Source organism: Endozoicomonas sp. ALB032, assembly GCF_049310125.1.
Lineage (GTDB): Bacteria > Pseudomonadota > Gammaproteobacteria > Pseudomonadales > Endozoicomonadaceae > Endozoicomonas_A.
Genome location: NZ_JBLYNW010000001.1, coordinates 5,580,743 through 5,593,413, shown reverse-complemented (window position 1 = coordinate 5,593,413; position 12,671 = coordinate 5,580,743). Strand labels below are relative to the sequence as shown.

General features: G+C 45.9%; 7 protein-coding genes. All 7 read right to left on the bottom strand.

Translation table 11 applies throughout. From position 1 onward, the window contains the following. Nucleotides 1–677: 677 nt before the first annotated feature. Nucleotides 678–1,895 carry a hypothetical protein gene (locus ACO6VG_RS20660; RefSeq protein WP_422475428.1) on the bottom strand — a complete coding sequence of 406 codons (1,218 nt, stop codon included), beginning with the start codon at nucleotides 1,893–1,895 and terminating at the stop codon, nucleotides 678–680. 397 nt (nucleotides 1,896–2,292) lie between these two features. Next, the gene (locus ACO6VG_RS20655) at nucleotides 2,293–3,495 is read right to left on the bottom strand and encodes a hypothetical protein (RefSeq protein WP_422475427.1); all 1,203 of its coding nucleotides are present in this window, start codon (nucleotides 3,493–3,495) and stop codon (nucleotides 2,293–2,295) included. A gap of 196 nt (nucleotides 3,496–3,691) precedes the next feature. After that, nucleotides 3,692–4,816, bottom strand: coding sequence for a hypothetical protein (locus ACO6VG_RS20650; RefSeq protein WP_422475425.1), 1,125 nt, complete (start codon nucleotides 4,814–4,816; stop codon nucleotides 3,692–3,694). Nucleotides 4,817–5,271: 455 nt separating this feature from the next. Then, the gene (locus tag ACO6VG_RS20645) at nucleotides 5,272–6,375 is read right to left on the bottom strand and encodes a hypothetical protein (protein WP_422475423.1); all 1,104 of its coding nucleotides are present in this window, start codon (nucleotides 6,373–6,375) and stop codon (nucleotides 5,272–5,274) included. Between the two features lie 625 nt (nucleotides 6,376–7,000). Further along, nucleotides 7,001–7,876 carry a hypothetical protein gene (locus tag ACO6VG_RS20640; protein WP_422475421.1) on the bottom strand — a complete coding sequence of 292 codons (876 nt, stop codon included), beginning with the start codon at nucleotides 7,874–7,876 and terminating at the stop codon, nucleotides 7,001–7,003. 648 nt (nucleotides 7,877–8,524) lie between these two features. Next, nucleotides 8,525–9,625: a hypothetical protein gene (locus ACO6VG_RS20635; protein WP_422134000.1), complete on the bottom strand. Its 1,101-nt coding sequence runs from the start codon at nucleotides 9,623–9,625 to the stop codon at nucleotides 8,525–8,527. A 592-nt stretch (nucleotides 9,626–10,217) separates the two neighbouring features. Beyond that, nucleotides 10,218–12,614 carry an ATP-dependent helicase gene (locus ACO6VG_RS20630; protein WP_422475419.1) on the bottom strand — a complete coding sequence of 799 codons (2,397 nt, stop codon included), beginning with the start codon at nucleotides 12,612–12,614 and terminating at the stop codon, nucleotides 10,218–10,220. Nucleotides 12,615–12,671: the final 57 nt, after the last annotated feature.

The following is a 12,671-nucleotide window of genomic DNA, read 5'->3' as shown; positions in this document are numbered from 1 at the left end:
CCAGGGCCGCTTAAGGGGCCAAAGCGATACCTGACCTGCTAATGCAACCTCAGTGGAGGTGGTGACGGCTGCGAGTTGATGACAAAAAGAAGATTTGAGCTCCTGGAACTCATTTCGCTCTGGGAGATTCAGGCCAGGGCGACCCGTGAGGGAAGAGACCAGCTCAGGTGATTTGCACAAGATGCCGTACCATAATCCATAATTGATCACAGTGGAAATGGCCAGGCCGGAGCTGCTGGTTGCCAGCTTCAGGCTGTCTTCAAACAACGATGTATTACTGTAGTGGCTCAAAAATTTAAATTGTTCTTCTTTTGATGTGCCTGAATGAGCGGCTGAACATAAAAATAACAAGCAAGAGAACAGCGTTGTTAGTTGACCGGATATTTTCATTATTGAAGTCCCTAATCAGGGTAAATGATTTGTGATAAGCAAATGACCAGTCAAACCTTAACTACCAGAATTAACCTGTTTCTTTTATAGCTTCCAGCATTAGGCTTAAGGGCGACAGATGCTTAATATATGCCGTCTTTTGGGTGGTCTTTGTTGTGTCTCGCCCTGTAACGTTTCGTGAAGATTTTATAGTGCAACGATTGAATTTTCGCCATTCACTAGCGGAAATTGTATCAGCGATACACGAGCTGAAATCTAACTGGCTGTCTCTCGCATCTAACTATTTGTCAATTAAACAAGGTGTACAGATAATCCAAAGGAGCATGAAACTTCTTCCATTGGTTACGGACTGTTTCGTTGAAACTTTCTTCAAGTGAGTAACCATAAATCGCATTGTTTGAAAAGCCATTGATCAGAGCGAGAGTCAATGCGGGAGCCAGAGTAAGAGCAACGTTTTTCAATAAATGACCTGAGTCCAGTGCTGAGCGTTGATGACTGAGAAGAGCCAAGACCAGGTTTCCGGCCATCAATCCTCCCACCATTCCAACAATGGTGTCCCTTCCTCTAGAATAAGGAGAAACCAAAATCGCGGTGTAAACTACTATGGCGGCGCTCGGTAATAGATCAGATGTGTGCGCGACCCTTACGCCTCCGGATATGGCTGTAGCCCATGATCCAGCTAAGGCTCCTACTCCTGTTCCAGCCAAGACATCTGCTCCTGCTTCTGTCCAAACGCTGGCAACACCGTTTGAATTGTGTTTTGAAAGAGGGTTTATTGCTGATAATCCCTCTACCAATGCGTGGGATATTATGTAAGCAAAGATTGCTTTTGCGTGTGAGACATCTCTGGCGATCATCATGTCATAGACTATCGACCCGACCATCATGCCAGCAACTGCTGACAACATGGAATATTCACTTTGTGCATAATCCAGAGGTTGGGTTGTGCTTCTGTCCTGATACCTTGAGCTCCGGATAGAAGTGGCTCCGGCTACCCTTCTTGCCACTACCTCATGGGTAAAGTAACCCGCAGTCACTATGGGTATAAGATAAGGATTGCTGTTAGTGTATGCTGCATAACCACTGTAGGCTGTTCCGGCATACCGCAATGTCTGCCACCAGGGATGCTTAAGGTGCCAGGGTGATACGTGCCCGGCTAAAGCGACCTCGGTGGAAGTGATAACGGCTGCGAGTTGATTACAAAAAGATGATTTGACCTCTTGTAGCTCATTTTGCTCTGTGCCTGACAGATCAAAGCGACCTGCAAGGGCAGAGACCACCTCGGGTGATTTGCAGATGCCGTACCAGAATCCATAATTGATCACAGTGGAAATGGCCAGCCCGGAGCTGCTGGTTGCCAGTTTCAGACTGTCTTCAACTAACGATGTATTACTGTAGTGGCTCAGTAATTTAAATTGTTCTTCTCTTGATATACCTGAATGAGCGACTGAACATAAAAATAACAAGCACGAGAACAGCGTTGTTAGTTGACCGGAAGTTTTCATTATTGAAGTCCTTAATCAGGGTAAATGATTTGTGATAAGCAAATGACCAGTCAAACCTTAACTACCAGAATTAACCTGTTTCTTTTATAGCATCCGGTATCTTCCTGGCCCTTTGGGGCTTACACGGCATTAGTTGTTCACTATTCTTGTTTATTTTCGGCATTCACTAGGAGCCTGACCGAGAATAGACTACCCTACTGCGGCGGCAGCAAATTGGTCTGAAAATCCGCTTTTGTTCGTCAAATAGCTCGCTATTCTCCTCACAAAACCGAATTTTCATCCTCAATTTTCTGCCGTCCTCGCTACGGGCGCTATTCTCGGTCAGGCTCCTAGCGGAAATTGCTCAGCGACACACGAGCTAAAATCTAATTAGCTGTCTCTCGCATCTAACTATTTGTCAATTAAACAAGGTGTACAGATAATCCAAAGGAGCATGAAACTTCTTCCATTGTTTACGGACTGTTTCGGTGAAACTTTCTTCAAGTGAGTAACCATAAACACGATGGTTTGAAAAACCATTGATCGCAGCGATTGCCAGTGCAGGACCCAGAGGAGCGATGTTTTTCAATAAATGTTTTGGGTCCAGTTGTGAGTGTTGCAGCATCATAAGTCCAATGATTTGTGTTCCGGCTAGCAATCCGACGAAGGCTCCAACACAGACTTCCGGAACTATGGGGACGGCTGAGACCAGAGTGAAAAGTGTGATTCCTTCGAAGATTAAATTTGAGCGCTCAGCAGACATCATTATGGCTGCGGCCATGGCTGCAGCTAATGATCCAGCTATGGCTCCGGCTTCGGCCAGTGCTTCTGCCCCTGCCTCGATTCTATCAGTATCGTCTGAATTAAGTGTTGAAAAAGAGCTTCTTGTAAATATTCTCTTTGTCAATTCAGACGATATCAGGTAAGCACCGATCGCTTGCGCCGTTGTAAAACCTCCGGCGAGCATAGCGTCGTAGACTACTACCCCGACCATCAGACCCGCCATTGATGACAACAAAGTATATTCACTACGGACATAATCCAAAGGTTGGCTCGTGCCTCTGTCCTGCTGCCTTAAAGCCTGGATGGCATAGGTTCCGGCTACCGTTCTTACAACGACCTCATGGGTAAAGTATGCCGCAGTGACCACGGGCATAAGAAAAGGGGGATTGCAGGTAGTGTATGTTTTGTAACCAACGTATGCAGTTCCCGGAAATCGCAGCGGCTGCCACCAATCCAGCGCAAGGGGCCAGGCCGATACGCGTCCGGCCAATGCAACCTCAGTGGAAGTGATAACGGCTGCAAGTTGATAACAAAAAAGTGATTTAAATTTTTGCAGCTCATTTTGCTCTGTACCAGACGGATCAGAGCGACTCGCAAGGGCAGAGACCAGCTCGGGTGATCTGCAGAGGCTGTACCAGAATCCGTAACTGATCACGGTGGAAACGGCCAGCCCGGAACCACTACTGAACAGTTTCAGGCTGTCTTCGACTAACGATGCATTATTATTGTAGTGGCTTAATAAGTTAAATTGCTCTTCTCTGGTTAAACTTGAATGAGCGACCGAACATAAAGATAATAAGCACGAAAATAATGGAATTAGCCTACCGAACGTTTTCATTCTTGGTGTCCATAAACAGGGTAACTGGAACTGATGTGTTACAGGCATTTCCTGTTCTCTCAGGGTGTTACTTATAGAACAGCAGTGGAATTTTCGCCAACCATTGAGTGGTTCCCGGGTTCAGGAAATAAAGTGTCCAATGCAACTTGCTGATGGTAAAAGGTATGACAAAGATAGTGCGATTGACTTCACTCTGTCAATGAAACAAGGTGTACAAGTAATCCAAAGGAGCATGAAATTTCTTCCATTGGTTCTGGGCTGTTTCGGTGAAACTTTCTTCAAGTGAATAACCAAAAACAGCATGGTTTGAAACGCCATTGATCAGAGCGAGTGTTAATGCAGGAGCCAGGGTAACAGCGACGTTTCTCATTAAATGCCTTGAGTCCAGTTCCCGGCTTTGTTGCAATAGAAATTGCAAGAGTACGGCTCCGACTGTCATTCCGACTTCGGCTTTAAGTCCAATAAAACTGTCTATGTGTCCAATTTCAGATTCAGGACTGGCCAGGGTTATGGTAACAAGTGTGTTTACTTTCAAGAATAGATCTGATCTGCACCAAACAGCCATGGCTCCGCTTATGGCTACAGCCATTGTTCCCGCTATGGCTCCGGTTCCGGCCGCTGCCATGGTTACTGCTTCTTCCACAACTGCATGACCACTGCCTGAGTCAAGAACTAAAAGAGAGCTTAATGTTGATATTGTCTTCATCATTGAAGCAGATATCATGTAAGCAAAGGCTGCTTTCACAGGTGATAATCCTATGTCGAGCATCTTTTTATAGACTATTGCCCCGACCATCAGGCCAGCGATTGATGACAACAATTTATATTCAATACGGGCATAATTTAGCGATTGTGTTGTGCCTGTGTCCTGATTCCTTAAAGTTCGGATGGTAAGGGCTCTGGCTAAGGTTCTGGCCATTACCTCATGGGTAAAGTAAGCCGAAGTCACTATCGCAACACGATAAGGATCCTGGTTAGTGTATGTTTGATAACCAACGTATGCTGTTCCTACAAACCGCAGTGGCTGCCACCATGGCAGCTCAAGGGGCCGGGGCGATATGTGCCCGGCTAAGGCAACCTCAGTGGAGGTGATAATGGCTGCAAGCTGGTTACAAAAAGATGATCTGACCTCTTGTAACTCATTTTCGTCAGAGCCTGACAGGCCAAAGCGACCCGTAAGGGGAGATATCAGCTCGGGTGATTTGCAGATGCTGTACCAGAATCCATAATTGATAACAGTAGAAACTGCGAGCCTGGAACTGCTGGTCACCAGTTCCAGGCTATCTTCAACTAAGGATGCATTATTGTAGTGGCTCAACAAGTTAAATTGTTCTTCTTTTGATCTGCCTGAATGAGCGACTGAACATAAAAATAATAAGCACGAGAAGAGTATTGTTAGTTTACCGAATGTCTTCATTATTGAAGTCCTTAATTGGAGTAACTGATTTGTTATAAGACCAGTCAAAGCTTAACTGTCCGAATTAATCTGTTTCTTTTATAGCATCCATTATGAGGTTCAGGGGCGACAGATCTATCTATACACCGCGCTTTAGAGAGGAATATTAATAAAAGTGGCTGAGTGTTTTTGCTGGTTCGTTATTCAAAGAGAAAAGTTAAACACAATCCGCTGCTTCCCGAAGCATTCAAAGCAACTTGAGCAGGTTCAGAACCTGCTCACTCCTGTTGAATCTTTTTACACTTTGTTGTTTTTAAACAGGATTGCAAAGTTGTTGCCAATGACTTTAACCGTTGGCTATCTCTCGCTTCAACTATCTGTTAATTAAAAAAGCTGTACAAATAATCAAGGGGAGCATAAAATTTCTGCAATTGGCTACGGGCTGTTTCGGATAAAGTTTCTTCAAGTGGGTAACCATAAACGACATTGTTTGAAACGCCATTGATCAGAGCGATAGCCAATGCAGGAGCCAGGGAAATCGCAAGATTGCTTAATAAATGCCTTGAATCCAGTTTTGACCTTTGCAGCTTCTGAAGTTCAATGATTCCCGTTGAGACTGCTGTCCCGGTTACCAACCCGGCCAAGATTTTGTAATCAGCTGCAATTCCCCACATCGGAAAAGCCGTGGCCACGATGGCAAGAGTGATGAACTGATTAAGTGAGCTCCCAACCCACATCATTCCGGACATGGTTGTGGCAAATGACCCAGCTAAGACTGCGTTTCCAGCCAGGCTTTCTGCTTCTGCCCCTGTCCCGACAAAATCAAAAGAGCCTGAATTGAGTGCTGAAAAAGAGCTAATGGCTAATATTTTCAGTGTCAATGTAGCGGAGATAATGCAGGCAAAAGCAGCTTTTACCGCTGAAACATCTTTGGCAAGCATCTGTTCGTAAACGATAGTACCGACCATCAATCCAGCGAGTGTTGACAACATGGAATATTCCCTGCGAGCATAATCCAAAGGCCAGACTGTTCCCTGATTCCTTAAAGTTTGGATAGCAGCGGCTCCTGCTACTGTTCTCATCACTACCTCGTTGGTAAAGAAAGCCAAAGTTGTTAAAGGTACATGATAAGGCTCCTGTTGAGTGTATGCTTTATATCCAATGTAGGCCGTTCCCATGTATCGCAGCGGTTGCCACCAGGGCTGCTCATGGGGCCAGAGCGAAAGTTGTCCGGCTAAAGCAATCTCAGCAGAGGTAATAACGGTTGCGAGTTGATTGCAAAAAGATGATTTGATTTCTTGTAACTCAATTTCTTCTGTGCCGGACAGGCCAAAGCGACCTGCAACGGCAGAGACCAGCTCGGGTGATTTGCAGATGCTGTACCAGAATCCGTGATTGATCACGGTGGAAACGGCTACCTTGGAAGTGCTGCCAACCAATTTCAGGCTGTCCTCTACTAATGATGTATTATCGTAATGGCTCAATAAGTTGAATTTTTCTTCTTTCGATATGTCTGAATGAGCTCCCGGGCATATAAATAATAAGCACGAGAATAGCGGTATTAGTTTAGTGAATGTTTTCATTATTGATGTCCTTAATTAAATTTTCTGGTTTGTTATAAGCTAATGACACGTCAAAAAATACCTGCCAGAATTAACCAGTTTCTTAAATTAAATCCAGTATGAGATTCTTGAGTGACAGATGCTCTCTATATGCCCTCCTTTGGCTGACCTTAATAGTTGTAAGAACTTGTTTGTCATACAAATGAACCAGTGTTGCTGTTACTGGCTCTTTGGGCTTTTCTATCTGAGTAATATTTTATAGTACAGCATTGGAGTTGTCTCCACTCATTATCATAATTAATTCTTCTGGTGTCTGACCTGAAAGAAATATTCACCCGGAACCAAAAAAAGTTTTTTTCAGAAATAAGTGGGCGTGCGTATTAGTCAAAGCCGCCAGGGCGCTTTTATTGAATCGCTCAAACGAAGAAAAGTCAGCTGACATTTAAAGTCATTCAGACGCAATACGAGGAGTTCATAGTAACTCAAAAAGTTTCAGAGTCTGCTTATTCTTTTCATAAGACAGTCTGCCGGGTTGATCCAGTTATTGTCAATTAAATATGGTGTACAAATAATCTAAAGGGTCATAAAGTTTCTGCAATTGATTACGGGCTGTTTCGGATAAACTTTCTTCAAGTGGGTAACCATAAACTGCATGGTTTGAAAGGCCATTAATCAGAGCGATTGACAGTGCAGGTGCCAGGATAACAGCGGCGTATCTCGGTAAATGCCTTGAGTTCAGTTCCCGGCCCTGTTTCCAGAGAAACACCTCGAAAATGGGCCCGACGAAGCTTCCGGCTATGGCGCTAAAATAGACTCTGTATCCAACTTTAGGTATAGAGCGAGTGAAGGTGCTAACTGCGGTTACAGTCAAGACAACATTTGATCTGCTCCTAACATGGCCGGTTAAGATTGCGGCTGTGGCCATTGACCCAGCTAAGGCCCCGGCCCCGGCTAAGGCTGCTGTTCCTGTATCGTTTTTATTGCCAACGCCTGAATTTAACGCTGAAAAAGAGCTAAATGATGATATTGTCTCTGCCAATATAGAAGATAACACGAAAGCAAAGATTGCATTCGCAGGTGTATAACCTCTATCGATTGCCTTGTCATAGGCTATCATGCCAACGATCGTGCCAGCGATTGATGACAACATGGTATATTCACTACGGGCATAATCCAAAGATTGGATTGTATCATTGCCCTGAGACCTTAAACCCCTGATAGCATGGGCTCCGGCAAATGTTCTTGTTATTATCTCATTGGTAAAGTATGCGAAGGGTGTTATGGCCGCAAGATGAGGTACCTCTTCAGTGCCTGCTTTATAAACACTGTATGCTGTTCCTGCAAATCGCATTGGCTGCCACCAGGGCGGCTCAACGGGCCAGGGCGATATGTGTCCGGCTAAAGCAACCTCAGCAGAAGTCATAAGCGCTGCGAGTTGCTTACAAAAAGATGATCTGATCTCTTGTAACTCATTTTCTTGTGGGCCTGACAGGCCAAAGCGACCCGCAAGGGCAATGACCACCTCAGGTGATCTGCAGATGCCGTACCAGAATCCATAATTGATCGCGGTAGAAACTGCCAGCCCGGAACCGCTGGTTACCAGTTTCAGACCGTCTTCAACTAAAGATGCGTTATTGTAGTGGCTCAATAAGTTGAATTGTTCTTCTCTCGATACGTCTGAATGAGCGGCTGAACTTATAAATAATAAGCATGAGCATAGCGATATGAGTTTAATGGTTGTTTTCATTGTTTATGTCCTTATTAAGTGTGACTGATTTGTTATTAGTAAATGACCAGTCAAACCTTAAATACCAGAAGCATCCTGTTTCTTTAATTACATCCGGTATAAGGGTTATAAGTGGCAGATGCTTTATATTCACCCTCCTATGGCTGAACTTTCCAGTTAAGAAACCTGTTTGGCACATGCAGGAGCCTGCCATGCGTTCTCAGCACTATGGGCTTTACTAATTCAACAGGGATTTATAGTACAATAATGGATCTTTCGCCATTTATTGTCAGGAGTTGACTGTTCTGCCAATGCCCATTGATAGTCTCCCGAATCAGCTATCTGTCAGTTAAACAAGGTGTGCAGATAACGCAAAGGAGCATGAAATTTCTGCCATTGGTTTCGGATAGTTTCTGTCAAACTTTCTTCAAGCGTGTAACCATAAAGAATATTCTTTGAAAAACCATTCATCAGAGCGATTCCCAATGCAGGAGATATGGTAACAGCAATGTTTCTCCATAAATGGTTTGAGTCCAGAACGAAGCTTTGTATCACCAGAAGCTGCTTGTATCCGGTTCCGGCTATGATTCCGGCAAGCACTGCGTCTTTGGCTATGAATTGAAACTTGGTCATAGATATGAACAGCTTGGCGAATGTGATTAGGGACGCGTACACATCTGATGACAACCCAACAGTTGCGACTCCGGTTATGCCTGTGGCTAGTGAACCCGTTATGGCTCCAATTCCGGCTATGGCTTTTGCTTCTGCCTCGACTGAATCAACAGCGCCTGAATTATGTGCTGAAGAAGAGCCTATTGCTAATACTTGCTCTATCAATAAAGCCGATATCAGGTATGCAGAGATTGCATCTAAAGTTGTAGCTCCTCTGCTGACCATCCTGTTATAAGCTGCTGTCCCGACCATCGTGCCTGCCATTGTTGACAAGAAGGAATATTCACTACGGGCATAATCTAAAGGTTCGATTTTGCCTCTATCCTGATACCTTAAAGCACGTGCAGCGTAGATTGCGGCTACCGTTCTTGCCATTACCTCATGGGTTAAGTAAGCAGCAGTCGTTGTGAGCCCATAATATGGATCCTGGTCAGTGTACACCAGATAAGCGCTGTATGCTGTTGCTACAAACCGCAGCGGCTGCCACCAGGGTGTCTCAGGCGGCCAGAGCGATACGTGTCCTGCTAATGCAATCTCAGTGGAAGTGACAACGGCTGCGAGTTGATTGCAAAAGGAGGATTTGAACTCCAGTTGCTCATTTTGCTCTGTGCCTGACAGATCGGAGCGACCCACAAGGGCAGAGATCACTTCGGGTGATCTGCAGATGCTGTACCATAATCCATAATTGATCACGGTGGAAATCACCAGCCCGGAACTGCTGGTTGCCAGTTTCAGGCCATCTTCAACTGACGTTGTATTGCTGTAGTGGCTCAATAAGTTTAATTGTTCTTGTTTTGATATGCCCGAATAGGCGATTGAACATAAAAATTGCAAGCACAAAAACAGTGGTAGTGATTTACCGGATGCTTTCATTATTTACGCCCTTAATTCGGGTAGTCGGTTTTGATATAAACAAAATACCAGACTGACCCTACCTATCGTGAGTACACGGTTACTTTGATTACATCCAGCATAAGTACCTAACCAGTTGGTTTCGCATATTCTGGACGGCGGCTTTTTCCACCCTTCTGCGTTCCAACTCTGGTTGCGTAGCTATGGCTACGCGCCCGTCGTCGCGCCTTGTAGGATGAAAAAATCCACTCGCCAGAATATGCGAAACCAACTGGCCAGGTACTTAAGGTTCATGGGCGACAGATGCTTTATATGTCCCCCTGGTTTGGCTTATATTTCTGTTGCGAAAAGCTGATCGGTATGCACTAGCAGCCTGTAATGCGCCAGCTTTTGGCCACTTCTGTTTTTCAGAAGGATTTATAGTACAGCAATGTCATTTTCTCCATTCATTGGCATGAGGCTGAGTTGCTCAAGCATAGAAAAAAGTCAGCTGACATGTAACTTTGCGAAGCGTTCAGAGCAGCTCGAACATATGCAGAACCTGCTGATTGCGGGCAAACCTTTTTACGCTATTCTCGCTGTCAAACAGGATGACAAAGTTAGTGTCGTTGACTTCAATGACTTTACCCTTCCCGAAAATGCTGTGTTTCAACCTCCGGTTAAGTTGCCATGGGGCATTTTCCGGTACTTCCCTGCGTAAGATGTTTTGTCGTGCTGACAAATAGGCCGGACTGTGAGACGAAGCGGAAGGCTTTGAGCGATGCTTTTCTGCCAGTGAAGGGATGGTTTCAATCCTTTGTGCCAGGTTCGGCTTTATTGCCTGAAAGTATCGACGTGCTGCTTTACTCAGGCCATTTTTCTTGAGTTGGTTGACCAGTTCATCCTCTGAGGCCTGGTTGAGTGACTGGCAAACGGATTTGACGTGAGGGACCTGCATCTCTTTCAGGAACTGGCTGATCTGTTGTGAGCCGTTATCCATCCAGCTTTTGGCTTTGGGCTGGAGAGATCCGTTGCTGGTAAACAGGTAGAGTTTTTCTCTGGCACGAGTCATGGCTACGTAGAGCAGTCGACGTTCACTTTCCAGATCTTCGCTGCTGCCCGGGGTCAGTTCATCTTCTCTTTTGAACGGCCAGTATTTTGAGGTCAGTCCCGGAATCAATACTGTCGACCATTCCAGCCCTTTAGCCCGGTGGCAGGAGCTGATCACGATCTGTTCGGTTCCGTGAGCGGTCTGTTGTCCCGAGGTTCTGGATGGTGTTTTCTGTTTGGATCTCAATTCATCCAGATGCAGGCAGCTTTCCCTGACGGTCAGGTTCATTTTTCTCAGATAGCTGAGGAATCCATCGATGGCCAGCAGTTGCTCTTCCGTTCTCTGATCATTAAGGCTCATGGATTGCAGGCTTTCCCTGAGCTCTGTGCGTTGAATGTAGCCTTGCAGTAATTCAGCAGCAGGTTGCTGATCGGATGTCTTTTCCAACAACTGTAATATCTCACCCCTGTCGTAAAGCTTCTGACCCTGATAATCACTGATTCCTGAAACTTTGCCGGCTAGCTGACCCAATTCTTTTCCCCATTGCTGATCCTGTTCCTGAAGGCGGGCAACCAGTTGTTTTAACAGGGCTGCTTTAACGCCCAGGTGAGGGAGGGTAAACAGCGAAGTCAATATCTCGGAACGAACGGCAGGGTTCAGGTGCTGCAACTCGCCTGAGGCCATTCTGAGGGCTGCGATCAAGGCTGATATTTCAGGACGGTCAAACAGGGAAGGGCCTTCACACTGGTAAGACAGACCGTTTGCCAGCAGTCTCAGCTCCAATGGGACGGATTGTGCCCAGACCCTCAAAAGCACAGCAATCCGGGAGTCGGAGTTGGAAATATGTTGCTGGATAGTGGCCAATACCCGTTCGGTATCTTCGCCTGCCCCTTGCGAGATTGAGATACTCGAATCCGGGTTGTCCGGGTGGGCAATACAGATCACATCTTTTCTGTTTTTGTTACGACTGATCAAGTGACTGGCTGCCATGGCGATCTCGTGGCCATAGCGAAAAGTATGAGGCAGAGTCAACTCGTGAACGGCATCGGTGCTGGCGTAATCCGCTTCGAAATGCCGGAGAATATTATGGATATTGGCTCCGGCAAATTCATAAATGGTTTGATCAGGATCGCCCACGGCAATCATTTTTGCCCGTTCACCAGCGATGATACGGGTCAACCGGTGTTGCAGGGTCGAAGTGTCTTGATATTCATCTACTATGATTCGATCTATTTTGTTGGTGATGCGGGGGATGACATCCGGGTTGGCTTCTATCAAACAGACTGTGTCGTATAACATATCCGTGAAGGTTATTCTCCGATGCTGGTGGCGCCACTGTTCAAAGGCCTCAAAGAGTTCCACCAGAAATCGAAAATAATCAGGATAGTCTGCCTGTTCCAGAACTCCGCAGGGGGCGTTAAGACTGGCTTTAACGTTATCGATAAAACTGCTGGCCACTTCAATGTAACGGGCGCTGTCTGCTTTGATCCGGTCTTGCAGTACGTCAGGTGCCAGTGCCAGCAGCAGTTCCCGGACTTTCAGTTCGATCTCTTTCTCTGTCAGGGGGCGGTGATTGTAGGTTGCTCTCAATCCCCAGCCTTCCAGCGACTTCAGAAGTTTCAGGCCTGTTGAGTGATAGGTCCGGACTATCGGAAGTGTCGGCCACTGTCGACAGCGCTTTCGAAGCTTGCGGGTAAAGTCCAGCTGGGCTGATTTGTTAAACATCATGACCATGATGCGTCGGGGAGGAACCCCCTGGTTCAGCAACTCATGAATGAGAAAGGAGAGGGTGGTGGTCTTACCTGAACCGGCCACGGCTATGCAAAGGGCATGTCCATCTACATGCCGGGTTACCCTCTGTTGAGGGCCGGTCAGTTCCATACAATCAATACGCCAGTGGGGATCTATCGGACAGAGTAATCATAGTATCAGATAATG

Coding starts and splice junctions, on each gene's coding strand:
- ACO6VG_RS20660 (WP_422475428.1), bottom strand. CDS start 1,895: ATGAAAACTTCCGGTCAACTAACAACGCTGTTCTCGTGCTTGTTATTT.
- ACO6VG_RS20655 (WP_422475427.1), bottom strand. CDS start 3,495: ATGAAAACGTTCGGTAGGCTAATTCCATTATTTTCGTGCTTATTATCT.
- ACO6VG_RS20630 (WP_422475419.1), bottom strand. CDS start 12,614: ATGGAACTGACCGGCCCTCAACAGAGGGTAACCCGGCATGTAGATGGA.
- ACO6VG_RS20640 (WP_422475421.1), bottom strand. CDS start 7,876: ATGACTTCTGCTGAGGTTGCTTTAGCCGGACACATATCGCCCTGGCCC.